The following is a 25,084-nucleotide window of genomic DNA, read 5'->3' on the forward strand; positions in this document are numbered from 1 at the left end:
TTCGACAATAACTTGAGTGAGCGTGACGTTCGTATGCTCAAGTTACAGAACAAGATCTCAGGTGGTTGGCGATCCGAGGAAGGGGCTCAAGCTTGGGTTCGAGTACGCTCTTACCTCTCCACTGCGAGAAAGCAGGGCCACAACGCAACGGAGGTCCTAACCCAGCTCTTTGGGGGACACTGTTGGATGCCGACGCTTCCCGGTCCGTGAACGTCTACGAGAGCGATGCCTGATAGTCGCGCACCGTGGCAACTAGGCATGCCCCGATCTGCAAGGTGGCCTGGGCGACCACTTCGAGGGCCCTATTGCGTCGATCGAATGAGATCTTCGGCCCGAAGCGTTCAGAATGTAGCGCGGATGCGAGCTCCGTACAAAAGACGAGGACGTTAAAACCCATCCTTTTGCGCTCGGGTGCCTCGAGAGGGGTGGTCCCCAGCAAATCATTGGCCAGTTTGGCCCAGATAAGCAGCACCTCAGCGTGGGCTTCGATCATCGAAGGGTGCGAGGTCGATGCCTCCTCCTCGAGCGCCATGACCAAAGTGACCGGACCGTCTGCGAAATAGACGGGTCCTCTCCCGCGCAGCCAGGTCGGTGACTCAGCCAACGCCTCTTCGGGTGGAGGCAGCATCAGGGCGTGGTGAGCACACCGAAGCATAACCGTGCCGCTAGCCTCTGGCCTCTTAGTCTTGCTCATTGCCATCATGGTACCATCACCAGCTGCTAAGTGGTTGAGGGACCTGAATGGTTACTATGCTTCTTAATGATTGGAGAGGCCATATCTCGCCAACGGCAATTTGATATCTGCAAGACAATCACCTTGGGTGGTGGACCATGCAATGCGGCAAGTTCGCTAAAATCGCTATCTCTCGTTACTATGACAAAATTACTTTCACCAGCGAACGACCAAATCTCAGTATCCTTTGCACCTTCGAGTCCTACGAAGCTAACGTGAGAACTTTCCGGAAAATAAGGCTCCAAAATTCCAAGCATGCGACGTGATAGATTTTCATCTAGAAGAAGCTTCAAGCAGTTACCCTCACGCTGCGATGCTCTCGTTCAGCAGCATATGCTAGGCAGGCCAGAATGTCTTCTTGCTCCAGTTCGGGATAGTCTTCAAGGATCTCCTCATGTGCCATACCTGAAGCCAACATGGACAAGACGTCGTAGACCGTAATACGTAGTCCGCGGACGCAGGGCTTCCCGCTCCGCTTCCCGGGTTCTATAGTGATGCGTCCGCAGGTATCGATTTCGATTCCTCATTTCTCTGACTAGAGATATTCCCCAACTACTACTGTATCTGCTTCACTTTCACTATGCGACACTTACCTCCAACTGACGCTACCCTCAGAATTAGCATCGCTTTTTTTCAACAAACCCAGCCTGCAATCAGGGATGTCGCGCCGATTATGTCGATCCCACGGCTCCTAGAAGTGTCGAACCGTCGTTGGGCTAAGATCACCCCAGCCATTTTCAAGCCTTGCCATGATCGCGTCATTGATAGTGGTTGAGGAGTTCCAAGCAAGCTCCGACTCGATCAGCGGTGCAGGCTTATCCTCCTACTCAGTCACGAACCTTGCAGGCTGGCTACCGCTCAGCTAATCCCTCGTAGCTAGGAGGCAAACTTAGCGATGCTTGATTTTCCGAGGCTGTCTCGTCCAATGAAAACTCGGAGCTCCCAGGTGTCTGGCTGAGCCACACGACGCGTGCTTCCTGCCATCAAATCCTCCAACTTCGAACCCCTTGTTGGGTTTTCCGGTGCGTATTAGTCTTGCTAGTTTTAGGAAACATGCTCTGACCTGGTGGGCGCTAAGGGACTCGAACCCCTGACCTGCTGGTTGTAAGCCAGCCGCTCTAACCAACTGAGCTAAGCGCCCGCACTGCTGCTCCAGTCTACCCGTGCAGGGAGGCATCACCGGGCTCGCTCATCAAAGCGTTTAAAATTTGGGAATTACAGGCTGCGACCACTTTACGTCGACCTCGGTCCAAGGTCGGAGCAAGCAGATCATCATTCTGCACGTCGACAACTCCACCAGCTTCGACCAGAATTAAGGCAGCTGCTAAATAGTCCCAGACTGCGAGCCCGTCTGAACAATCGATGAAGGCATCACCACTGCCCTTAGCCAACAATGAGATCTCTAACGCCGCTGACCCGAGGGCGCGCATCTGAGCCCAACCCAAATAATGCCGTGGGTAGCCGTTGACAAAGACGACCGACTTCTTCAACAGGCTAGTTGAGGACGATACGACTTTTCGCCCATTAAAGGCAGCACCCTGGCCACGAATCGCTGTAAACACACCAGCCGAACCCGAAAGTCGAACTACTGCCGCTACTGGCTCACCCCGTTGCAGCAGGCAAATGGCACTAGTCCAATAGGGAATCTCTCGAGCCGCATTCGTCGAGCCATCAATTGGATCCAACACCGCGGTAACCGTTGAACCTTGATCAAGCAAGCCAGACTCCTCGGAGAACACGTTGACTCCGGCATCGACGAGATGTTGAAGACCGGCTTCATCAGCGACCACGTCTCCGAAATGTTGGCCTCGCAGTTCCCCGGTTGCCGACCAGTCCGAGGACTCATTCACTGTTGCGAGACAGGAATCGGTTACCTGTAGCCCAAGGTCTAGCAGTTGTTTATGATTCCACTCCAAGATCCCCATCCTAGCAAAAGTCGACCACCGTCTCCAGTTAGCGCGTTGGATGCACCGAAAAGAAGCTCGACCAATGCGCAACTGCGGGGAAGATCGCCCAAGCGAGTAGGACTCCGATCACAGTAGCGAGCACGATACTAATTAGCCGCCCTTGTCGCCCGATCAAGGAGTGGTAACGGGTGTAGCGTAGATCATAACTTGAGGTACCTACCGCTCTACGGACATAAGCAAGTACATGTAGAGCCATCAACGCAAACCAGGCAACGAAATCATCGCGGTGGATGTTAAGCCATAATGCTGCTGTTGGTGTGTTGGGTTTCGCATAGACCAAGATGATGCCGCTTGCCATCAGAATTACCGTGGTAAGTATTAGAAGTGGTCCAATAACTCTTAGCACTAGTTCAGGCGGGCCCGCATGCTTGAAGTCGGAGGCACCAAGATAATACATCGCAAACCGATAGCTCGCCACGATGATCTTGTACGCCATAATTGGGAGCAAAATCATCCCGAGGACGACGTGGACCGCGATGAGCTGGCCAATGAAGACGATGGTAACCCCTTCAATCGCCAGCCCAATAAAGAGTATCGAACCGAGCAGGGCTAAGAGCCGTGCGACCGCTCGTACCCGGCGCGAAGAGGAAAGCCCCTCTGCAGGCACAGTTTCTGTAAAGACTGTATCAAAAACACGTTGCAGCAACAAAGACCTCTATCTCCTCAGTTGCACCTGAAACTAGTATCACCATTGTACCGAGCACCTCAAACCAGGGGTCCGATCTTCCCCGATCCACACCATTCACACAGGCTGGTTCTCTCAAGGGGGTCTCAGGCTCGATGCGCTAGGAACGATCCCCTAACCACCGTTGTGTACCAACCGCAGATAGGACCCTCCGATAGCGGATACAACCGGCTAGGCACCTGCCGAAATGCCCATCCTGTCGACGAGCTCTCCAACCCCACCCTCATCGTTCGATGCTACTGACTCCTCGACCATTGCGAGAACCGATGCGTGCGCATTCGCTACAGCAAACGGATGGCCGACGATGGCCAGCATGGGAAGATCATTCAGATGGTCTCCGACAGCAACCACATCCTCAAGTTCGATCCCTAACAGCTCTGCCGCAAGACCAACGCCAAAACCCTTGCTGACCCCTTTCGCGACGATCTCGACCCAATCGGTGGAGCCACTGATCAGCTGCACTCCAGAGACTTCGTTGCTGAGGAGTGCAATCAACTCGCTGGCATGGTACTTCCTATGCCGACAGATAACCTTAACTACCGAATCGAGTTCAAACAATCCCTCTAGCTCGCATTCGAGTTGAGCCATTGTTGGCCTCTTCAGAAAATCACGTTGGGGTCGAAATTCGAACGGCGAGGAGGCGGCAAAGAACAATCCGGTGTCGAGCCGTAGAAGATCTTCAATAGTGGTACGTACAAACTCTCGAGACAGTTCCCTAATCCAGAGCAACGACTGACGCTCAAGGTCGTAGCCGACGGCACCGTTATGGCACACCGCGAGGGGCCCAAGCTCAGCCATGTCTGCTACACCAACAACACCTCTTATACCGCGGGCAGTCGCCGGCACAACCACTACCCCGCGAGCACGCGCATTTCGCAACTGGCCCACCACCTTGGGGGCTATGGTCTCGGTTGTGGTAAGAAGAGTTCCATCAAGGTCCGTGAACAGCAAGGACGACTTACTGAGTGACGTCGGCATCTCCCTGAGCGTACCGTGCCTCAGCGCGAATACGGCTGGGCGAAGGCTCTGCAACAATGTTCGATAGTTCCCCACCCACCTTCAGTGCCAACCAAGCCAACGCCGCTTGGGGCGTTGAGACCTGATGGCCAAGCTGAGCCGTCACCCAACTGGGTACTGAGGAATACAGCCATTGCATCACTAATGGATACACCTGACCAACGAACCCTTCGGGACGCAGTCGATCGAGTACCGCGAATGCCTCTCGGGTCGCGTCGTTGACCACAAGCTTGGGCTGTCGCCAGATCCAATGGCTCACCTCCCCATACTGAAGTGGAACCTCATTCATGGCACAACCCATCATCTCTGCGAACCGAGACATCTCGGTCACATATCTATCACAAATCACGACATCAGTCTCCGGATGGAAGCTTCGATAGGCAAAACACACCGACTCAACCATTGCATTGTGAACCCAAGCAAGCAGATAGGGGTCATTAGCGGCAAATGCGTCACCAGTTGTGGACTCCACACCTTCGACGGGTTCATGTAACTTACGAACTGCCGCGATCGCCGTGCGGACCTCATCGATGTCACCGTAGGTGATAGTGTCTATGAAATCAATCGTCTCGCGAAGTCGGCGATCTGGGTGTTCCTGAAAGTGCGAGAACTGCTGGACACCAGAGAGGGCACGTGGCTCAAGCGACTGCACCGCTAGGGCACGAAGCCCTCCGACTAGTCCTGAGAAATCACTATGCAGCCGCCATACTGCCGAATCAGGGCCAAAGAGAGAATCCATATTTTTAGCTTACCAAGCTGGGTCCGTTACCAATAGCCTGGACAGATGACAAAGCTGTGCCGCACAAAAAGGGCCACTCTACGCCGGTATTTTGGCACGACGTCGATGCTAACGGGCGTGGCGATTGCCGGCCTCTTGCTCGCCTCTTGCGGCACTAGCGCCTCTTCAGAGGCGAATCGAGCCTGCATGCTCGTCCATCGGTCGATCAAGCTTTATGATGCTTCGCATATCACTCACGGTTCACGAGCTCGCTCCGACCTGGCGCGAGCAGAATTACTATTGTCACAGGCTGTGGCTCCCGCCAATATTGCCGCGTCCACCGATTCGTACTGGCAGTCGCTTGCCGGGACGCTCGCCGAAACCGGACAACTACCGGAGTCGCGTCTAATCAACTCGTTACGAGCTCAATGCGCCCCTTCCGCTAACAACCAAGGCGAATACATCAAACCATTCAAACCGCAGGGATAGTTAAGATCGGGAAAGGGATGCAGCTGTCGGCATCGAACGGACAGCGACGGATACGGTGCAATCTCTTGGCAGCAGAGCTTTCTAGTCGCCTATCGGCTTAGCTAGGTCATCGACTGCCCCTGACTGGATGACAACATCGTCTGTTGTTAATGGCTCAAGGTGTCACTTTGCGCATCTCCGCTACACAGATCACGTGACCGCCAAACTTGCTAGTGTGTCATCGGATCGAGGAGTTGTAATTACAGCTATAGCGATCATTCTGGCGCTACTCGATATCCGTTTGCCTGCCGCCCTTTAAAAATGAACGCCCTGCGGTTAGGCCATTAGCGGTTAGGCAGGAGGTTCCTGATTCGTTCTCGACTGATGCTGCGACACAATCGCATGATCGACCTCCGCCCCAATCAGAACCATGATGAAGGTTAGATAGAGCCACAGCAATAGTACTGCCACACCTGCGAGCGGCCCATAGGTGGCCGACTCCCCAGCCGAGTGCGTCAGATATAGCGAATAGCCAAGCGATGCCAATATCCAACCTACCGTCGCGATTGTACTCCCCGGGGAGAGTGATCTCCAGTCTCGCCATGACCTCCCCTCAGCAGCTCCGTAGTGAAGTGATAGCAGCAGAATTATAGCCAACAAGGAACCAACGATACGGATGATCCATGTCACGACTACAACTACATCGTGTAGAGAGGTGGGCAGAAGGCCTGCTACGCTCCTCTCTATCGATGTACCAAAAACAAGCAGCGCAACTGCTGTCCCTGCGAGCACTATTGTGACTGCTAACAGTGGAACTGCTCGAAGACGGCGCAGTAAAAACCCGTGCGGCTTAGCCACCGCGAAAGCAACATCTAGAGCCTGTTGCAGCGCAGAGATTGCCTCGATTGACGACCAACCGGCCACGGCCAGCCCTGCCACCACCGCGATCAGATCGGCTCGCCTTGAACCGTTGCTCCTGAGCGCATCAACCAAGATGGTGGCTACCGAGTGTGGGAGCACGACGGCGAGCTCGTGGACCAGCGCTGCCAGCTCCGCTGGAGTAAGCCCGACAAGTCGAGCTAGTCCAACCGCAGCTATCAGCGCAGGGAAGATGGCCAAGAACCCATGAAACGCGAGGCCAGCAGCTGTCAACGTCAGTCGATTACGACCGGTAGTCTTGGCGATTTCCTCGACAACATCTACCGTCGAATCCCCTCCGAGATGTCGCGAAACTACAACCCTAAGCTTAACGACGCTTACCTTCATAGCCACGACGGAGTATAGGGTTAAGACCTAGACTTCGCCAGAGTGAAATCATAAGGATTATCGATACTACGATCGGCACCACTACCCATCCTCCAGTTAGATGACGGACGAGTAGGACCAGAACTCCAACACCCAGCACGCCAACGGCGAGCCAGGGTTGGTCACCAACGAAGAACTCCCAGAGAAACAGGAACGGAGCTGCAATCACACGCATCTAGCTACTACCTTCATCTAGCCGCCGACGCCCGGCGTTTCCCAAGAACGACCAACACAAGCACTGTAAGAGCGAACCATATCACCGTCGGAATAAGAAATACGGTTCCTCCCGGCCAACGAAGACCCAAGCCTTCAGCCATCCAAAACGTACCAAAGCTAGTCAACATAATCCCTACCACCATTTTCAGCTTGTTCTCGGGGACCTCTGTCAGCGCTCGCGATATGACCAGACCACAAGCAGCCACAACCACTACCGCCGCCAGGGCCGCCAGTGAAGCTTGACCGAGCGCATGAGCGCTGCTGCCAAGTGAGATTACGATCACAGCAACCTCCAACCCCTCGAGCAGTACACCCTTGAAGGCAATTAGAAAACCCTGGCGATCAGCCTGCGTTTTTAACAACGCCACCTGGGACTCAAAAATAGCCGCCTCATCGTGGAGGGCTTTGAGCCCAGTGGAACGTAGCACAGCCTTGCGAAGCCACTGTAGACCAAAGATCAAAAGCACCAAACCAACCACGGTGCGCAACACCGCGAGCGGGACATAGTGGACGATCGCAGTTCCTAAGACCGCCACGATCACGACCAGGATAGCGAGAGCGATAACAGCGCCGCGGAGTGCTACCCGCCAACCACGAGTGAAGCCAACTGCCAAAACGATAGTGAGTGCCTCAACAGCCTCAACGGCACTGGCAAAGAAAACGGCGAGAACTAGCGCCCAATCCACGGAGTACCTACCTTACAGAGACGAGCTTCTCAAGAAAGCCAACATCGATGATCCCACTGCCTTCGGCGCCCGATGCAAGTCGCCAACGCGCAAGCTGCCCCGGATCTCCAAGCGATGACGCCACACAGGCAGCTTCGGAGAAGTCCTGATCTTTGCTATAGTCACTCGGGGTGATCAGGGTCGCAATACCAGCTCCCACGCTCGCTAGCAACCCTGCTCGAGTATCCTCGATAGTCACCACTGAGAGTGGATCAACCTGATGCTGTCCAAGGAGCCATCGATAGATAGCTGGATCGGGCTTTTTGACCGGAACCACATCTCCAATACCAAGGAACTGGAAACGGTCCTGCCAGTTATCACCGAGATTCTTTCGAAGCAGCGCATCGAGACCCTCAAAGGTAATGGTCGACGCGATCGAGACTGGAACCTCTCGCGAGGCTAACTCATCGAGCAAGCGTCGCACCCCTATGCGAAGTCCGATACTGCCCTTTTCGACAAGATCGCTGAAGTGTCTAGCCTTCACATCATGAATCCGCTCGACATCTAACTCATCGAGCGACTTAAGTTCCGGATGCTCCGCCCAGTAATGGCGAATCCTCTCCTTGCCGCCCATGACAGCCAGAAGCTCTCCGTAAAGGTCAACATCCCAGGAGACCGGGTATCCGAGCTCCTTAAAGGCTGCATTATAGGCTACGCGATGGCCTTCACGCTCCGTCTCCGCCATCGTTCCATCGACATCAAAGAAAACCGCTCGAAGCACCATCGCTCACCATTCCTTACTTATTCATTCGCGCGAGGGCTAGCGCGACCTCCGCGAGTACTGTGCCGGACGGCGCGGTCGTCGCGACCCTCCTCCGCCTCCACGACTTCCACCATCGCTACCAGGCTCCCCTGTCTGCAACTGATGTTCGATCGAACGAGCCTTGGAGCGATCTCGATCAGAGACCAACGAGATCACCACGCCGGTATTGCCAGCGCGACCGGTACGGCCCGAGCGATGCAGATAATCGGTAAAGTTGTTTGGAAGATCGTAGTGCAACACGAGCGCAACCTCGTCCACATGGATACCACGAGCCGCAACATCAGTTGCAATCAGAACCTGCGTACGCTTAGTCAAAAACTTCCGCAACGCCGCATCGCGCTGACGCTGTGTCAGGCCACCATGAACAGCCGACGCATCCATGCCAAGATCTGCGAGTTCATCGTCAAGACGATCTACCTGATCGCGTGTATTGCAAAAGACGATCGTAGGACCATGGCCAAGTGCGTAGTCGGAGACCAGACCTGCCTTCTCGTATCGACCAGCAGGCACAAAGCGATGCTCAAGTTTGGGTTCATCAGCCTCGATTGTGATAAAGGTCGGATCTGTCAGGTACCGCTGAACCAAAGAGCGGACCGGACCATCGAGGGTAGCTGAGAAAAACGCAGTCTGGCGGCGCGAGGTCAAGGACCCAAGAATCTCCGCCACTACTGGACCAAAGCCCATGTCAGCCATACGGTCAACCTCGTCAAGAACCACGTGGGTCACAGCATCGAGCGAAACCGCACGCCTATCAACGAGGTCCATCAGTCTTCCTGGAGTTGCAACAAGCACATCAACCCCACGCTTGAGCTGCTGAATCTGTTTGCCGTATGGGGTTCCACCATACACCGCCATCACCCAGAAGTCACGAGGGGCCAAGCTAACGAGAGCCTTTTGAACCTGCTGAGCAAGTTCACGTGTCGGGACCAAAATGAGACCCAGTGGACCAGCCGAACGCCCACGCGCACCGCCAAGCAACGTCACCAAGGGGACCCCGAAAGCGAACGTCTTTCCAGAGCCCGTAGGGGCCTGGGCGATCAGATCATGACCAGCGAGTGACGCAGGAATAGCCTGCGCCTGGACCGCCGTAGGCTCGGTGATCCCGATGGCAGCCAATCGCTCTTGAATTTGGGCGTCAACGCCCAAGGTATCGAATATATTCGACAATGAAGTCTCCTCTACAAACACGCGGAACTCCCACGTGCGTAGAAACTCCACATTTTTCATGCCCGTACGGGCAGGTACCTTTCGACAATCGAACAGGCTCTGGCCATCCTAGTGGGTGGTCCGGTTTATTCCGTTCACTAATAACCGAACTCCCAAAAACGAAGCTAGCCCACCAACCAGCGGAACAAGTTCAGCTGAATCGGATCGAAATCGATCAATCGCTCAGGGTGCCACTGCACAGCGAGAAGACCGGAGCGCTCCACAGCCTCCACCACCCCATCCTCAGAGGTGGCGGTGACCACGAGGCCCACTCCGACCTTATCTACCGCCTGATGATGGAGGGAGTTGGCTTGCGTAATCCCCGGCAGCAACCGCGCGAGCTCTGAATCCGGGGAGACGGTGATGGAGTGTGAGTACTCATACTCTTGATCGGTAAGCGAGTGATTACTCTTTCCAACAGTCTCAAGATCCTGTATCAAAGTCCCGCCAAAGAAAACGTTAACCACCTGTATTCCTCTACAGATGGCGAGAACCTTACGCTCCTGCCGAAATGCCTCTTCAAGCAACGCCCGCTCGACCCTATCACGATTGGCCTCAATCCCATAGACCTTCTCAGAGCTTACGGTCTCACCGTACATGGCTGGGTCCACATCGCCACCTCCGGTCAACATCAGCGCATCGACAGAGGAGATGAGATCCTTCACGATAGTCTTCATCTCTAAATCGGGAAGGTCGCCCACCTGACCCGGGAGCATGATACCATAGGAACCCAAGCGAGATAAGGCATCGAGATAGCCTTCATGGACACCAGCGCGTCGCTTCGGCAGCTGTCCCGAACTCACCAACACACGCGCCACCGGAGAACCTCCTCGTTCTATCGGGAATATATCCCTTTATACCTGCCCCAAGCTTATCGGCCCAAGAATCAGCCTCCCATCACCGCGTCAACCTTGGTCGACTATCGACGATGATGCGCCATTGTTCGCCGTCCTCTTAATAGCAATCGCGTCCCCGGTGTGTGAATCGATGGGCTTGTTCGGCAGCAAAACTGAATCGAGAGACTAATCTCTTAGGAACTATGGAGCACCTCATCTCGACATGGGGCTACCTGGCAATCTTTCTTCTTTCTATTGCTCAGTCAGCCTGCGTTCCCACCTCTTCCGAGCTCACTTTCGGCTTTGCCGGTTTCCTCGCCTACACCGGACACTTCAACATTGTTGAGGTTGTCATAGTTGGAGCTCTCGGCGAACTCATTGGTGCCTATATAGCCTGGGCCTTTGGCATCACGGGAGGACGTGCACTCGTTCTTCGTTACGGCAAGTACATCCGTGTCGATCAACAGCAGCTAGATCGGCTTGAAGGATGGTATCAGCGACATCCCCGCTGGGGCGTATTTGCCAGCCGTCTGCTACCGGTCGTGCGTAACTTCGTCGCGCTCGCAGCCGGTCTGGCTGAGGTTCCACCTCTAGCTTTTGGCATCCTAACGTTCCTTGGTTCGTTGGTATGGGATGGCGGACTCACCTTGCTTGGATACTCCGTCGGATCTGCCTGGCAACACATGGTACATACCGTCTCTGATGCTGGATATGGCGCCGTCATTCTGGTGGTGATTGTTGCAGCGCTCCTATACTTGCTTCACCGCAAGGCCACGGGTCCGCGCGATGGCCGCGGTTCGCAGTCGGAGCGTTTACTCGACGCGCGTACCCAACAGCGTCGCGAGCCGCTGAACTCGGTGGCATCATCTGACCCAGAGGACGAGCTGATAATGACGCCTACCGTGACAACACTGTCAGTTCACGACGACCCTAGCGGCTATCTCACCGCGCTGTCTAAGCTGGCTCAGGCCAAAGCAGTCATCCGAGATCCTGACGAAACGACTCCCTAAGTAGTTCATCCCGAGCGGCTAGCAGCTAACCAACCTAATCCATCGGGTGAACACTTCGCTAGCAAAGCTTCCAAGTACAACTATCGGCCGATCATCTAGCTGGCACAGCACAATCGTATCGACCGCATCGCGCATCTACGAGGCAAGTCTGGATTTATCGTCGTGACACAGCGAGCAATCAGCGCCAGTTATTTACGCGACAAGCATCAATGAAGGTTGCCCAAAGGACGAAACGGTCGATCTGTCCGTCTACATGCCGCGAACGCGGTAAGGTATCGTCGATAATCCTGAATAACCAGCATGTACCGCTCCATAAGATCAAGGCCGTTGGCTCAAGGCAATTGTTACGCGAAGTGAAAGTCTCCAAAGCAAGGACGCTTACTTATGCTTCACCCATAGTGACTGCGATGATTTCGTATGCAGAGCCGAAGCTAAGAATCTAAAGTGAGCATCTCGCATCCGACTAAGAGCACGAAGGAGAGGGGTTGAAGGCTCGCCATCAACGAGAAGCCGCCAGACGACGGGGCCTGCTCCTCATCGGCGTCATCGCTGTCGCGGTGATCTTGGTTGGCGCTTCGATCGCCATAAACAGCACGCCGTCATCGGCCAAACACCCCACTAAGACCTCCAGGTCCAAAAACAGAGGAGGAGGCAGATCGCTGCCAACAACCTTCCATGGACCTAACGGGGTAGAGGCACGTTGGGTTATCAACCAGAACAAGCTACCAGGGACCACGGCATGGAAGATCACGGGAGCCCAGACCCCGAATGCGATCATGGGATATACCAACCGCCCCCAGGCACGCCGAGGACAGACGGTGAACGTCTACGTATCTACGGTTGCGCCAACCTTTCGGATCGAAGCCTTTCGTATGGGCTACTACCAAGGACTCGGGGCTCGTCTGATGTGGACCTCCAAAACTCTCACCGGGGTCGTCCAACCAAGCTGTCCAGCCTCAGCCCCGCTATATATGGTGCAGTGCAACTGGCAACGTTCCACCTCATTTACGATAAGCAAAGCTTTTGTACAGGGCGACTACCTACTCAAGCTGGTCGGTTCCGGAGGACAACAGAGCTACATCCCGTTAACTGTATGGGATCCGAACTCAACCGCTACTTATGTAGTCATGAACGCGGTCTTCACCTGGCAGGCCTTCAACCCATTCGGGGGCTACGACCTCTACCAGGGCGCGACACCAGAGCCAGGCTACCCACCTCCCAATCGGTCGCGCGTACTCTCATTTGACCGCCCCTACGGCTATGGCAACGGCGCCGCTAACTTTCTCACCAACGAATATCCGCTGATCCGGTACATGGAAAAACATGGACTGAACCTGACCTATTGGACCAACATCACCCTCGCCATCCATGGGAACCTCCTGACTCACCACAAGGCGTTGCTCTCTCTTGGACACGACGAAGAATGGTCTACCCGTATGCGGTCCAACGCCGTAGCCGCTTCCGATCATGGAGTCAACCTTGTCTTCTTCGGTGCTAGTCCGATCCTGCGCAAGGTACGCCTCCAGGCATCCCCACTCGGCCCGAACCTCGAGGTAGTCAACTATCGCGATCCACAAGCAGACCCGCTCTATGGGGTCAATAACGCCAGGGTAACTCAGAACTGGTGGGGACAGCCCCCCGCAAATCTTCCTGCCTCCTCCTTGATTGGAGACACCTATATCGGCTACAACAACAACCTGAGCTTCCCTATGGTGGTGACTGATCCTCACTCTTGGCTATATGCAAGGACTGGACTCACTAGCGGTTCGACCATACCCGGACTCTTGAAGTACGATTTTGATGGCTACAATCCACAACGAGCAAATCCACCAGGAGTAGAGATTCTAAGTCACTCTCCGGTCGTCATCGGGTTTGACAATCAGAAGATGTATGCCGACACCACCTATGTCACCAATAGTTCTAGCAAGGCTGGAATTTTTGAGAGTGGTACCAACAACTGGATCGCAGCCATGCTTAACTGTGCGCCCGGAACTACTTCATGCCCGAGCCATCTTGTCCGCCTGATGACCGGTAACATCCTGAAGCTGTTTGGGAATGGGCCGACAGGGCTCACACAACCCTCAATCGCAAACTGGTCTAAGTTCTACGGCTAACCTATCGCCATGAACAGTGGGCCCAACCAAGACTTTCCCGGAAAGCTCGACTCCTAAGCGCCTGGCGTCACCGCCCAGCCACATAAAGATTTGTCGACAGATGCCCGTGGGCGACTCGCAACCTCTTTTGAATTGCGCGCACCGAAACGGTCGGTTGAGAGATGCGACGATCATGATATAGCGACGGTTACTCCTAGCGGACAGATAAACTTTGCGCGATTTCCTCCCATTGAACCGGTGTCACGCGCAAGACGAGCGAAGAGCGATAGCGGTAATCGACTTGCGAATCGCTCCATTTTGCCTCGTCCCAGCCCATCACCTCTCAGTCCAATTAACGTAACTCAGTTTCCATAACCCTTAGCAAGTTGCAAAGATGCCTTCGAAAGAGTACAATTAATATTATCACTCCAGAAACTCGGTGAGTACTCTCTACCGAGGAGGATCGCTGTGAGCAAAAAGGCAACATTTGACTCCAGTACCTCCCCCTTCGTAGCGCTACCAACCAGAAAACTGTTGTTTCGCCGTTTGGCAGATCCTCTGTGGCTAGACCGCCGATTCTGGTTAGCCTTGCTCCTGGTGGCAGGGATCTCCTCCATCCATATCGGACTCTCGCTTTCGTTCGGTGAGCGAATGACGACATTCCCCAATTTTGTCTGGATTCTCCCGATCTTAGCTCCCATCGCCTACGCTGGTTTAGTCTTTGGACTGATAGGGTCCCTCAGCATCGCATTTGCCGCCATCATTGCAATCGTCCCTGGCGAGCTGCTGATCTCTCACACAGCCTCCGAACTCTGGGGTGCGGGAAGCATCTGCGCGATAGCTATCGTCATCGCGATTATGGTAAGCTGCGACCTCGGTCGATCACGTTCAACAACCGATCCAGCCACAACCGTCGAAGTTCTGCCAGAAGAGGAGCAACGTTTTCGAATCGCATTTGAGGACACCATGGTGGCCATGGCGGTCGTCGGCCTCGATGGCCATCTCCTTCGCGTAAACCGGTCGTTGTCTACCATGCTTGGCTACTCGCCCAATGAGTTGATTGGCACTAACTTTCTTGACTATACGCATCCAGATGATCGCCAGCTAACGCTGGCGATGAACAATGAATTGGCCATAGGTAAGGCCGACCAGCTCAGCTATGTCAAGCGTCTGATCGACAGGAGCGGACGGACAATTACTGCAGAGGTTTCACGTTCTCTAGCCAAAGATAACCGGGGTGTTACGATCTACATCGTCGCATCACTGCGCGATCTCACCGCGGAACGAACCGCCGAGACCAGGATCGTCGAGAGCGAACAACGTTTTCGACTCGCCTTTGAAGACAACATGGCGGGCATGGTTCTTCACGATCGGCAGGGGAATTTTGTCGATGCCAACGAAGCTTTCTGTACGATGGTTGGTTATAGCGTTAAGGAGCTATCCGAGCATACAACCGCCCCATTTCTTCACCCAGACGATAACGAACTCGCCACCCCACAGCATCGAAGGCTGCTTTCGGGCCAAGCCTCCTCGTCTCGGATAGTCACCCGGTATCTTCACAAAAATGGTGACGTAATCCACGTCGAGGTAGCTCGATCGGTAGCTCGCGATGAGCACGGGGAGCCGATCTTCTTTGTGAGTTCAGTGCGGGATATTACAGGAGAAAGGTCCCTGACCGAACAGCTATCTCATCAAGCGACGCATGACTCGCTTACCGGTCTTCCAAATCGACAATTTCTAAAGGATCGCGTAACGCAAGCCCACGACAAGCTGGAGCTCTCGGGTGGGTACAACGCCCTCTTGTTGTTAGATATAGACGACTTCAAAGGAGTGAATGATACCTTTGGTCACTACACCGGCGACCAACTCCTGGTCGGCTTAGCACGCCGTCTCGAGGCAGTGACGCGGGCCTCGGATACCTTGTCTCGATTCGCCGGTGACGAATTCGTCTATCTGGCCGAAGGGCTCGCTAGTAGCGCTGACGCCGAGGCCCTGGCCAGACGACTACTTTCGGTTTTGGACACGCCTTTCGTGCTCGATCAATCCACGATCCAGCGAAGTGCCACCGTAGGAACGGTGGTTTGGGATATCACAAGCGACAAGGGATATGACGAGCTCATTCAAGCCGCAGATACCGCTATGTACGAGGCCAAACGCCAAGGAAAAGCACGCAATGTTCTCTATACGCCCGACATGAGTGAGCGGGCATCCAATAGCTTTAAACTTGCCCAAGAACTTGGACTCGCTGTCACCAACAACGAATTAGCGATGCATTACCAACCGCTGGTGGAGCTATCCTCGGGCAGGATCGTTGGCTTTGAGTCGCTGATGCGTTGGCACCATCCGACTCTGGGCACTGTGTCTCCAGAGATATTTATTCCCCTTGCCGAGCAGAACAACCTGATCTTGAAGCTCGACTCGTTTGCGATGAACCGAGCCTCGACAGTCGCCGCCAGCTGGGAAGCTGGCACACCCGATCGAGCTCCACCGTACGTGACAATAAACCTCTCGGCTCGCCACTTCCACGACCCAACCCTACTGCCGTTACTCGAGCAGACACTCGCGACGACGAACCTCGCTCCGGAGCGCCTGGTTCTCGAGATCACCGAAAGCGTGGCACTTCAAGATATCGACTCCGCCATACGTGTCATTAATCACATCAAGCACCTCGGCATGACACTCGCTCTCGACGACTTCGGTACCGGGTACTCATCACTCTCCTACCTCGCCAAACTGGAGCCAAACGTGATCAAAATAGATAGGAGTTTCGTAAGTCCAGCGTCAAAAAGTAACTACGCACAACGGTCAGTGGAGGCGATAGTCTCTCTGTGTTGTGTCCTTGGCATCACCGTGCTCGCCGAAGGGATAGAGACATCCGTGCAACTCAAAGAGCTCCTACACCTCGGTTGTGACCTTGGTCAAGGGTTTCTGTTCTCACACGCAATACCGGCAGATCAAATACAACCAGCAGAGGCGTTGGTGTTGAAAAACTGGCAAGAGGCAGCAGAACCCTCGTTGCGATGACTAGCCACCGCACGCCATGATAGCAACAGATGAACACACTTGATTGAACTCGGATTCAGATCTAAATTGGTGGGGTCTCGAAAGGTGTGTGGAGCAGAGCTCAGGCGACACGACAAACATTGCATACTCTGGTCATTAACCCAAAAGAGCGACTGGTTTCGTCATGGAGATCACCATCATCCAGATGGCTAAACGGGGAAGTGGATACACCTGCATCGTTGAGCGGACCCATGAGCTGGCGAACTAAGCCTGATCACGAATCCAAAAGATGCTTAAAAGGTACCCGGATATAACGATCGCTCTATACACTCCTACGGGTGGATAGGACGCAATACGTGACACCCGCGTTCGCCGAAGCAGAGGCGTCACCAGCCGTCAACGGCTCACTCAATCGCGCTAGTTAACGCGTGTGCCAGAAAGGAATTTCAATGGCCAATACTTATATTCATGGTCACGATTCAAGCGTACTCGCTTCACATCGCTGGCGAGGAGTCGACAACTCTGCTAATTATCTAATCTCTGTACTCCACGATGGGGATCGCTTGTTAGATGTTGGTTGCGGCCCGGGAACCATCACTCGCGACTTTGTAAGGTTTGTCCCTGGCGGGTACGTGGTCGCCCTCGATCGCACACCGACCATCATCGAAGAGGCCGTTGGCGGAGATACTCATGTCTTCGGCGTCGAAGGAGATGTCTACAATCTACCGTTTCAAGACCGTAGCTTCGATATCGTCCATGCCCATCAGGTTCTCCAACACCTTGGCGACCCACAACGTGCGATACGCGAGATGGCTCGAGTAGCTAAGCGTTTTGTCGCCTTCGCCGATGCTGACTATGACAGAATGCTTTGGTGGCCGAGTTCACCATCGCTTGAGCGTTGGATGCAGCTCTATCAAGCAATCGCAGCACACAACCATGTCAACCCAAACATCGGCCGTGAGCTCTCCTCCTTAGCGCTCTACTGCGGTCTGTCCAACCATCAGGTTCACACTACCACCTGGACCTATGCTACCACCGAGCTGGTCCATTGGTGGGCCGACTCGTGGGCAGGAAGGGTCCTTCACTCAACCTATGCGAGCGAGGCACTCCGCCTGGGACTCAGTAGCCAAGAGGAGCTCACGACCTTGGCGCAAGGATGGCAAGAGTGGGCGACCAAACCCGGCGCAATATTTGTGATCACATCTATAGCAATCCTCGCCTCTCTATAGGCGGCACTGGTTCGCAACTCGCACGACCACAACTCATCTCGATGCACGATATATGGCTAGGCCCGGGTAACGGCATCATCGAGCAGACATGGTGATGAAGTCTCGGGCCCACCAGGGCTCAAAGAAGGTCCACGGACCCTGAACCGAAGTTTGCAGAAGCTTTGTGCCATTTGCAGGTGATGCGAGTCCGCCCGGTGTTGTTGGACTGTAGCTAGCAAAGATTGGCCAGTCGGGATTAATGTCAAGTTCCATGGCTCGCACCGCCCCCGCCCTCACTAGGAGATCAGCCAGCTGTAACGGATCAAGCGATGGACCTTGTACATATACAAGAGCACCATTGCTGGTGATCCCAACTCCAGAACGCCATTGATTCTCGATTCCAGGCACCGTGGACGCACACGAAGTAAGGCCGCATGTCACCCCCCAAAGTTGCCAGTTGGAACTAGCCGCCGTCGGGGTAGGAGCACCATTGGCCACCAGTGGAACTAAATTTTGGCGAACACCGACTACGTTGGGCGCCATGCCTACATCAGTTCCCCAGGCGCCAATATTCACATCTCCATTGGAGTAGATCACCAGGGACGCAGCGCCGGACACCAATGGAACTATCACCTTGCCCTGGGTATAGTAGCCGCCGTGTGCTGAGCTCATAAAGAAACCACCGTTGAAGGCCGCAACGAGGGTGGCCGCCTGGGCTGGTTGGATAGGTGCGGTGTACTGATATGGTCCTCCGCCAGGACTACCTGACCCTGAATAGAGACGAGCTGAAAGCAGATTCTGATCCATCCATGCAATGCCAGCTGGTTGTGAACCACCAGGTGGGACCAGAGTGGTCTCGTAGACGGCAGCCGTTCCGTTCACCAGCCGTCCTGCTGGAGTCCATGTTGCTGGAGTTGAACCCGAAAATGGGGTTAGAGCGGCAGGGGTAGGTAATGGAGTCGGACCGGTCTGGGCATGCACCGGCGGCTTCGAAGGAGTTGTTGTGGTGGTCTGCGTACTCTTGCTGGCGGCGTCCGTGCTCTTGTTGGTGACCTTCGCACTCTTTCCTGTGGTCGGATGCACGGTAGAGACGATCGGTCTCTTCGCGTCGACCGCTGCGTGTCGGTGAGTCGGCACCCGAGCGACGCTAGTGGTCTTTTTCTGCCCCGTCTGCAGCTGTGAGCAAGAGGAGAGCAAAACGAGTGCGCCAACTACAACGAAAAACCTTTTGATAATCCTCATCCGCAGCTATAGACAACAGTCAACATCCTACCTAGAGTAGTAGTGGTAGCTGAAATTTGGACTAGATGCGCTCGTGGGTGTGCTCATCGATCCGTCGTCGAAGCACAAGCAAAGTATCCCCAGCCTCGATAGTCGGATCTGCGGAGACCCCCATATGTATTTGTCCTTGCTTCACAACGCCTAGTAACAGCCCGTGCTCAAGCGACCGAGCTTGGCTCAGAGTTCGCCCAATCAACTCTGGCGAGGCGCCAAACTCACGAAACACCATCTCTGGAGAACGAACCATCTCCAGTAAAAGATCTCCAGCATGGGGAGTCTCAATACTCTTGGCAAGAGTATGCCCCAAAAGATCCTCGACTGACACCGTAGTCTCAACTCCCAGATCAGTCAGCGCAGTCGCGATCCGTGACGAGTTCGCCACCGCAATCAGAGGAACCAACGGAGCGAGGTGACGGAGCATTACCGCAATGAGGAGGGCGTCCTTCTCATCCTCGACTGCGATCAGAAGGCGGGTGGCTCGCTCCGGTTCCGAGCGACGGAGCACGACTTCGAGAGTGGGATCTCCCTTGATAGTCTCTACAGTTGCAGGCAGACTCTCTAGGTTGCTCTCGGCGATAACCACTACTCGCTCCCCAGTAGCAGCCACCTCAGCCGCTATTTTGCGAACTGCGTCGTGCATACCGTAGATGGCGATAAAACTTCCCTTGGGCGGCCCTTCTCGCATGTGCAAGAGCTTAGCGAGTCGAGTAGCCGTCAACGATGCTGCCAGAAAGGCAAAGGCGGCGCCGAAGAGCGGGATTGTGGTTACCATCACAAGTATGGCTATCACACGACCGACCGTATTGTGCGGAGTGACATCCCCATAACCAACAGTGGTAGCGGTGGTGATAGCCCAATACAGCCCTATACCAATGCTGACATGTTGGGTGACGGCAAAGGCAAGTGCACCGATCACTAAACAGACTAATGATGCGACCAGCAACGTGATGATCTGGCTTCGTTTTACCTTGGTTAGCAGTATGGCAAACAGCGACGGCATTGCAGGGCAAGCCTACCAGGTTCATACTCGGTATCACTTGCCACCGGACTCACACTCGGTGTCACTAGCCACCAGACTCACACTCGGTGTCACTAGCCACCGGACTCACACTCGGTGTCACTTGCCACCAGGCATCAGACGATCTATGCGAGAAAATCAGGTGTGAGTCGCACCTTCCCCGATCCGCCTCGTAGATCTAGTACCGCCGCTTCAAACGGACCGAGCTCACGCAGTTCACCCCGACTAAACAATGGTCTCTCAACCTTGTGAGTGCTTGTGGTGAGACGTAGGAACCCACCTCGTTGCCATCCAACCTCAGCATGATCTATGGTTCCAAAAAGCTCCTCCAGCATCCGCAGTGTCTCGATATCTCCGATACCACCAAGTACTACGGTAGTGCCAAATAGGGTGAGTAAACCTCGCATCAACGCCGGCCAGCGCTCTCGTGCCTGGGAGAGATCTTGGAGGGCCCCAAGCAAATAAACTCCTTGGCTGACTCCCTCCGACAACAACGAACCGAGTGAGGGCAGTGGGGCTATATTAGCCATCTCGTCGAGTAGTAACGCGACTTTTGGCTCTGCGCCAATAGCCGTCGAACGATAGGCTGCTCGTCGGATCTCGTCTAAAAGCGCCACTACGACCGGAGCCACCACCGTCTGCACCAACGACGGTGATACCACCAGAAGGAGATCTTGACTCACGACGAAGTTGGAGGGCACGAACTCCTCTCCATCTTGTTGATCCCGAAAGCGGTAGGCGGCCAAGGCTGCTGAGGTCGACGAGATGATCGCAGATCGCTCCCTCGCCTCGGTTCCCAATATCCCTTGAAGCACCTCTACGGCACGTTCCTCGCCCGAGAACTGCAGGGAATCGAGGGCCTCAGCAAAATCGCGTCGATCGATCCAGCTAGCAACGACGCTGGCCGATACCCCTGACAGTTGCGCCGCCAGCAAAAGCGGCGCTAGGAGTGCCTTAGCGCGGTCGATCCAGTGACGATCAGCCGATGATCCAGTACCTAATGCTACGGCGACGAAACCCTCTGCCACCAGTACCGCCTCTTCAAGATTGACCGATGCCGCCACTGGTGACCAGCTCGCTCGGCACACACCATCGGGCAACGGGAACTCCCCACTCGGATCGAAAACCCAGACGGTACCAACTTCTCGACGTCGAACCAAGATGGCGTCTAGGATGTCGTTCTTGGTGGAGGTGACGACGACAGCTCCTGGGAAAAGACGAGCGTTGGGGATCACCAACGACGACGTCTTACCCGACCTCGGGGGTCCAAGCACGAGTAGGTGCGATCTATCAGAGGTAAAGAACGGGGCACCACCCGCCTGTCGCCCCAGGTAGAACATGAGCCCTACTCGATGACCAACCCTTGCGCGCACAGCGCATCGGCCTCATCTCGATCGACTCCTATCTCCTCTAGAATACCCCTCGAATCGTAGCTGAGCTCTGGTCGTGATCGTCGATCTTCGTCGGTTTGATGGCTGAATCTGGGAGCAGGAGCGGGCTGGGTAAAGCCACCTACCTTAACAAAACTTCCACGCTCCTGGTGAAAAGGGTGCTCAAGCGACTCGCCCATAGTTAAGACTGGAGTAACGCAGGCATCCGAGAACGCAAAGACCTCTTCCCAGTCTGAACGAGAACGACCAGCAAACTCCTTCTCGAAAGCAGCCTCCATCTCCGGCCACAGCTGATGATCGTACTGATTCTTGACGTTGAATCTATCACCCACACCTAACGTGGTGACGAGCTCGTTAAAGAACTGAGGCTCTAGCGCACCTACGGCCAACCAGCGATCATCCTTGGTGCGATAATTTCTATAGAATGGGGCACCGCCGTCGAGCAAGTTGCCTCCAGGAGCAGCCGACCACCCTCCATCTTGAAACATCGAGTAGATCATGGTCATCAACAACAAGGAACCATCGACCATAGCAGCATCAACCACCTGACCACGTCCGGTCCTATGAGATTCAATCAACGCGGCTAGCACACCAGCGACGAGTAGCATTCCTCCACCACCAAAGTCTCCAACTAGGTTGAGTGGAATGGTCGGGCCATGCTCCGATCCGGCAATCGAGCCCAACACACCCGAGAGCGAGATGTAGTTGATATCGTGCCCAGAACGTGTGGCCTTCGACCCCTCTTGGCCCCAGCCAGTCATCCTTCCATAGATAAGTCGTGGATTCACCGCCATCAACTGCTCTGGTCCGAGGCCCAGGCGCTCCATAACACCTGGTCGGAAGCCTTCAATGAGAATAGAGGAGCGGTCCACAATCCTCAAAATTAGCTCGGAAGCACCTGGTTTCTTCGCATCGATTGCGATGGCACGCTTACCTCTGCCCATCAGATCTGCGCCGATTCCTGGACGCTTCGGCGGATCTATCCTGATCACGGTCGCCCCAAGATCAGCCAACATCATGCCCGCAAACGGTGCCGGTCCAATCCCCGCCATCTCAACGACTCGAATCCCTTGCAGCGGTCCCACAATCTACTCCCCCGCCTCGCCAACCGTAGCTAGCATCTCTTTCGCCAGCCTATTCCAACACCAAGGCGGCAGGTCGTGGCCGAGCCCGGCAAAGATGAGCAGCCGCGACGACCTGAGTACCCGAAAGGTATCAACACCACCCGAGACGTTCACCAGTGGGTCGATCGCTCCATGAACAACCAGCGACGGGAGCCCCTCTAAGGTCGACAGCGCCACCGAACGATCTGGAGAGGCCAGAATGGCGGCTAGCTGGCGAGCGCTCGAAAATGGATCTTCAACTCCAGCCGATCTCAATCTAGCTCTACTCCTTGCGATCCGATCGACGATAGCCTGCCGCTCTAGATGTGAGCGTGGTTGGGCCACTACGATCTCCAACGGCTCCTCTGGATCTGGATTCAGCAGTGCCGCCAGCGCCAGCTCGCTCGGCTGCCCCACCCCTGCTCGTCCTGTAGATCCGAGCATACTGACGATCGAGAGGACACGTTCTGGCTCCTCGATCAGAAACTGCTGGGCGACCATCGCTCCCATCGAAACTCCGACTAGATGGACCCTGTCAATCTCAAGACGATCAAGAAGTTCCAGCAGATCATCAGCCATGTCGGCAAGGGTGTACGGTGCGAACTCACGACGCCCTAGGTAGATCGAGAGGAGATCCGGAACGCCGTCGCTCTCCATCCGAGTCGAGAGACCACTATCACGCTGATCGTAGGTCAGCACCCGATAGCCAGCCCCAAGAAAGAGTTCGATAGCCCACGTAGGCCAATCGGTCATCTGCCCGCCTAGGCCATGGACAAAGACCACGACCGGACGATCCGGAGGACCGATCAGTTCATACTCCAACCGCACCCGCGTGGGGTTAGCCATCAGCGAACTCACAGACAAGAGTTACCGTTGGGTTCGGCAGCACGAGGCCCTGCTCAAGTGCAGACTGGATTGCAACGTCCTCACGCGGAGTTAGACAGAGACGTCTTCGAGTCGAGATCACCTGAGTTGCCGGGTCTGAGGCTCGACGCACTCCAGCACCAAGAGCCACCTTCGGGGTCATCCCCATCATGACAAGCGCCCCTATAACCTCGACCGCGCTTGGGGCCGTGGGTCGCTCGAGTTGATGAAACTGCCTCCAAAGAAGATTGAGTCCATAATGGGGATGGTAGAGGGTCATCTCTAGGACCACGCCCACCTTGGCATGGGCAATCAACCCGCCTAGAAATCCAAAAAGATCATCAACGTTATAGACGACGTTCTGGGAGGTCACCACGTCATAGAGCTCTAAGTCGGGCTCGAGCGCAAAAAAATCCCCCACTCTCGTCTCGACAAGCAGCTGAGGAATTGACTCGCTCTCAAGCGCAAGCATCTCTAGCATCGCCGCATCGCGGTCGACTGCGAGTAGAGACTGGATGAAAGAGCCGATTGGGAGTACGCAGGCTCCTGCACCTGCACCCACATCGAGAACACTCCGGGAGGGCGAACGATCTAGCAAGTCAACGATCGCCTCCTGCGTGCGATTCAAGGGTCCATCGTAGAAAGGGCTGAACGCTCTCGGATCGAATGACCACGGAGAGTCCGGTGCCACAGCGAGGAGATCATCGGGTATCGCCCACTCACGCAACTCTCTTGACCAACGACTGCCGAGCTCATCCCTGACCGCTTGATCTGCGTTCATTTACTCCCTCGCTGTTCACCATCGAGATCGCGCAGTAGTGACGCTTTGGCCTGTTCGAACTCTAAGTCGCTCAAGAAGCCACCTGCGCGTAAAATCGAGAGTCGCTCAAGTCGACTCAGCGAATCTGCGCCGGTATTGTTAGCGTCGGAGGTGGGCAGCTCCGGGTGATCTGCGTCGCCAAGGCTTGCGAGCAGCTGCCGGAGGCGTACCGGGTTCGGCACGAACGTGACGAGTTCGTCGCCAAGCGCATTTCCAGAGTCGATATGAAGGCGACCAAAATGGAGGATCCTGCCGATGATTCCCTGCTCGGTGGTGATGTCATTGACGTGGCGCAATGGGATCTCACTCGTCCGACGCAGTAGCACACCTCGCGAAAACCGGACCCTTCGGTCGGTAACCACCAACATCTCGAAATACCACTGCAACCCCCTGAATATCAGGTTGATCGCCGCCAGTGCCAAGATTACAAGCCCAGCGAGACTCAACAAGGCGAGATTGAAGGTTGTCAATACAATAGCGATGATGCATGCTGCCGCAAAGGTAGATACAGGTCCGAGCACCAGCCACCAATGCGGATGGATAACCGCTACCACCCTCTCACCTGGGTCAACCATGGCGCCCACCATACGTTGCGTGCGCAAAGAGAGTTGACCTAGGCCTGATGTGATCGGCGGCTCGTGCTGGGTCATGGAC

At 55.0% G+C, this 25,084-nt stretch carries 26 protein-coding genes and 1 tRNA gene; 6 read left to right on the forward strand and 21 right to left on the reverse strand.

Annotated features, from left to right (window positions below; translation table 11 throughout):
* Positions 1 to 210 (forward strand): IS66 family transposase (locus FEAC_RS11755; protein ID WP_082055652.1); only part of this gene is annotated, 210 nt, incomplete at its 5' end.
* Positions 211 to 214: 4 nt separating this feature from the next.
* Here the strand turns inward: FEAC_RS11755 and FEAC_RS11760 are convergent.
* The 8 genes from FEAC_RS11760 to FEAC_RS11795 all read right to left on the reverse strand — a co-directional run bounded on the left by FEAC_RS11760 (position 215) and on the right by FEAC_RS11795 (position 5,141).
* On the reverse strand, positions 215 to 694 hold the full coding sequence (locus FEAC_RS11760; protein ID WP_152623065.1) for a hypothetical protein: 480 nt from the start codon (positions 692 to 694) through the stop codon (positions 215 to 217).
* A gap of 26 nt (positions 695 to 720) precedes the next feature.
* Positions 721 to 1,026 carry a DUF5615 family PIN-like protein gene (locus FEAC_RS16470; protein ID WP_035391065.1) on the reverse strand — a complete coding sequence of 102 codons (306 nt, stop codon included), beginning with the start codon at positions 1,024 to 1,026 and terminating at the stop codon, positions 721 to 723.
* Positions 1,023 to 1,247: a DUF433 domain-containing protein gene (locus FEAC_RS11770; protein ID WP_035391067.1), complete on the reverse strand. Its 225-nt coding sequence runs from the start codon at positions 1,245 to 1,247 to the stop codon at positions 1,023 to 1,025. Before FEAC_RS11770 ends, FEAC_RS16470 begins: the two co-directional genes overlap by 4 nt.
* 550 nt (positions 1,248 to 1,797) lie before the next feature.
* Positions 1,798 to 1,874: transfer RNA gene (locus tag FEAC_RS11775), tRNA-Val, on the reverse strand.
* A 16-nt stretch (positions 1,875 to 1,890) separates the two neighbouring features.
* A complete protein-coding gene (locus FEAC_RS11780; protein ID WP_160290394.1) occupies positions 1,891 to 2,649 on the reverse strand; it encodes an inositol monophosphatase family protein in 759 nt (252 codons plus the stop codon).
* Between the two features lie 37 nt (positions 2,650 to 2,686).
* Positions 2,687 to 3,349, reverse strand: coding sequence for a hypothetical protein (locus FEAC_RS11785; RefSeq protein ID WP_035391071.1), 663 nt, complete (start codon positions 3,347 to 3,349; stop codon positions 2,687 to 2,689).
* A 207-nt stretch (positions 3,350 to 3,556) separates the two neighbouring features.
* Positions 3,557 to 4,363: an HAD family hydrolase gene (locus tag FEAC_RS11790; RefSeq protein ID WP_035391073.1), complete on the reverse strand. Its 807-nt coding sequence runs from the start codon at positions 4,361 to 4,363 to the stop codon at positions 3,557 to 3,559.
* Positions 4,344 to 5,141, reverse strand: coding sequence for an oxygenase MpaB family protein (locus FEAC_RS11795; protein WP_052566322.1), 798 nt, complete (start codon positions 5,139 to 5,141; stop codon positions 4,344 to 4,346). The genes FEAC_RS11790 and FEAC_RS11795 overlap by 20 nt, the downstream gene beginning before the upstream one ends.
* Positions 5,142 to 5,186: 45 nt before the next feature.
* Here FEAC_RS11795 and FEAC_RS11800 point away from each other — a divergent pair, with 45 nt between their 5' ends.
* Complete coding sequence (locus FEAC_RS11800) at positions 5,187 to 5,609, forward strand: hypothetical protein (RefSeq protein ID WP_152623227.1); 423 nt, start codon at positions 5,187 to 5,189, stop codon at positions 5,607 to 5,609.
* Between the two features lie 330 nt (positions 5,610 to 5,939).
* Here FEAC_RS11800 and FEAC_RS11805 read toward each other — a convergent pair whose 3' ends face one another.
* The 6 genes from FEAC_RS11805 to FEAC_RS11830 all read right to left on the reverse strand — a co-directional run bounded on the left by FEAC_RS11805 (position 5,940) and on the right by FEAC_RS11830 (position 10,621).
* On the reverse strand, positions 5,940 to 6,854 hold the full coding sequence (locus tag FEAC_RS11805; RefSeq protein WP_035391077.1) for a YihY/virulence factor BrkB family protein: 915 nt from the start codon (positions 6,852 to 6,854) through the stop codon (positions 5,940 to 5,942).
* Positions 6,835 to 7,068 (reverse strand): hypothetical protein, encoded by a 234-nt coding sequence (locus tag FEAC_RS11810; protein WP_035391079.1) that lies wholly within the window; start codon positions 7,066 to 7,068, stop codon positions 6,835 to 6,837. Before FEAC_RS11810 ends, FEAC_RS11805 begins: the two co-directional genes overlap by 20 nt.
* 13 nt (positions 7,069 to 7,081) lie before the next feature.
* Positions 7,082 to 7,795, reverse strand: coding sequence for a COG4280 domain-containing protein (locus FEAC_RS11815; RefSeq protein ID WP_035391081.1), 714 nt, complete (start codon positions 7,793 to 7,795; stop codon positions 7,082 to 7,084).
* 7 nt (positions 7,796 to 7,802) lie between these two features.
* Positions 7,803 to 8,558 (reverse strand): HAD family hydrolase, encoded by a 756-nt coding sequence (locus tag FEAC_RS11820; protein ID WP_035391083.1) that lies wholly within the window; start codon positions 8,556 to 8,558, stop codon positions 7,803 to 7,805.
* A gap of 36 nt (positions 8,559 to 8,594) precedes the next feature.
* Complete coding sequence (locus FEAC_RS11825; protein ID WP_160290395.1) at positions 8,595 to 9,785, reverse strand: DEAD/DEAH box helicase; 1,191 nt, start codon at positions 9,783 to 9,785, stop codon at positions 8,595 to 8,597.
* Positions 9,786 to 9,928: 143 nt separating this feature from the next.
* Positions 9,929 to 10,621 carry a gamma-glutamyl-gamma-aminobutyrate hydrolase family protein gene (locus FEAC_RS11830; protein WP_052566324.1) on the reverse strand — a complete coding sequence of 231 codons (693 nt, stop codon included), beginning with the start codon at positions 10,619 to 10,621 and terminating at the stop codon, positions 9,929 to 9,931.
* Positions 10,622 to 10,842: 221 nt separating this feature from the next.
* Between FEAC_RS11830 and FEAC_RS11835 the strand changes: the two genes are divergently transcribed.
* The 4 genes from FEAC_RS11835 to FEAC_RS11850 all read left to right on the forward strand — a co-directional run bounded on the left by FEAC_RS11835 (position 10,843) and on the right by FEAC_RS11850 (position 17,974).
* The gene (locus FEAC_RS11835; RefSeq protein ID WP_052566325.1) at positions 10,843 to 11,649 is read left to right on the forward strand and encodes a DedA family protein; all 807 of its coding nucleotides are present in this window, start codon (positions 10,843 to 10,845) and stop codon (positions 11,647 to 11,649) included.
* A 485-nt stretch (positions 11,650 to 12,134) separates the two neighbouring features.
* The gene (locus FEAC_RS11840) at positions 12,135 to 13,763 is read left to right on the forward strand and encodes a N,N-dimethylformamidase beta subunit family domain-containing protein (protein ID WP_052566326.1); all 1,629 of its coding nucleotides are present in this window, start codon (positions 12,135 to 12,137) and stop codon (positions 13,761 to 13,763) included.
* A gap of 447 nt (positions 13,764 to 14,210) precedes the next feature.
* Entirely contained in the window at positions 14,211 to 16,766 is a 2,556-nt protein-coding gene (locus tag FEAC_RS11845; protein ID WP_035391084.1) for a putative bifunctional diguanylate cyclase/phosphodiesterase, read from the forward strand.
* 428 nt (positions 16,767 to 17,194) lie between these two features.
* Positions 17,195 to 17,974 carry a methyltransferase domain-containing protein gene (locus FEAC_RS11850; RefSeq protein ID WP_035391086.1) on the forward strand — a complete coding sequence of 260 codons (780 nt, stop codon included), beginning with the start codon at positions 17,195 to 17,197 and terminating at the stop codon, positions 17,972 to 17,974.
* Between the two features lie 75 nt (positions 17,975 to 18,049).
* Here the strand turns inward: FEAC_RS11850 and FEAC_RS11855 are convergent, their stop codons facing one another.
* From FEAC_RS11855 to FEAC_RS11885, 7 genes are all read right to left on the reverse strand, one after another.
* Positions 18,050 to 19,195, reverse strand: a complete 1,146-nt coding sequence (locus tag FEAC_RS11855) for a phosphodiester glycosidase family protein (RefSeq protein ID WP_035391088.1) — start codon at positions 19,193 to 19,195, stop codon at positions 18,050 to 18,052.
* Between the two features lie 61 nt (positions 19,196 to 19,256).
* A complete protein-coding gene (locus FEAC_RS11860; protein ID WP_035391090.1) occupies positions 19,257 to 20,234 on the reverse strand; it encodes a potassium channel family protein in 978 nt (325 codons plus the stop codon).
* 143 nt (positions 20,235 to 20,377) lie between these two features.
* Positions 20,378 to 21,625, reverse strand: a complete 1,248-nt coding sequence (locus FEAC_RS11865) for a type IV secretory system conjugative DNA transfer family protein (protein ID WP_035391092.1) — start codon at positions 21,623 to 21,625, stop codon at positions 20,378 to 20,380.
* Positions 21,598 to 22,728 carry a CaiB/BaiF CoA transferase family protein gene (locus tag FEAC_RS11870; RefSeq protein WP_236684654.1) on the reverse strand — a complete coding sequence of 377 codons (1,131 nt, stop codon included), beginning with the start codon at positions 22,726 to 22,728 and terminating at the stop codon, positions 21,598 to 21,600. The genes FEAC_RS11865 and FEAC_RS11870 overlap by 28 nt, the downstream gene beginning before the upstream one ends.
* 3 nt (positions 22,729 to 22,731) lie before the next feature.
* The gene (locus FEAC_RS11875) at positions 22,732 to 23,592 is read right to left on the reverse strand and encodes an alpha/beta fold hydrolase (protein ID WP_035391096.1); all 861 of its coding nucleotides are present in this window, start codon (positions 23,590 to 23,592) and stop codon (positions 22,732 to 22,734) included.
* Positions 23,585 to 24,391 carry a class I SAM-dependent methyltransferase gene (locus FEAC_RS11880; protein ID WP_052566327.1) on the reverse strand — a complete coding sequence of 269 codons (807 nt, stop codon included), beginning with the start codon at positions 24,389 to 24,391 and terminating at the stop codon, positions 23,585 to 23,587. Before FEAC_RS11880 ends, FEAC_RS11875 begins: the two co-directional genes overlap by 8 nt.
* Entirely contained in the window at positions 24,388 to 25,080 is a 693-nt protein-coding gene (locus FEAC_RS11885; protein ID WP_035391097.1) for a PH domain-containing protein, read from the reverse strand. Before FEAC_RS11885 ends, FEAC_RS11880 begins: the two co-directional genes overlap by 4 nt.
* Positions 25,081 to 25,084 lie beyond the last annotated feature (4 nt).

Source organism: Ferrimicrobium acidiphilum DSM 19497, from assembly GCF_000949255.1.
Classification (GTDB): Bacteria; Actinomycetota; Acidimicrobiia; order Acidimicrobiales; family Acidimicrobiaceae; genus Ferrimicrobium; species Ferrimicrobium acidiphilum.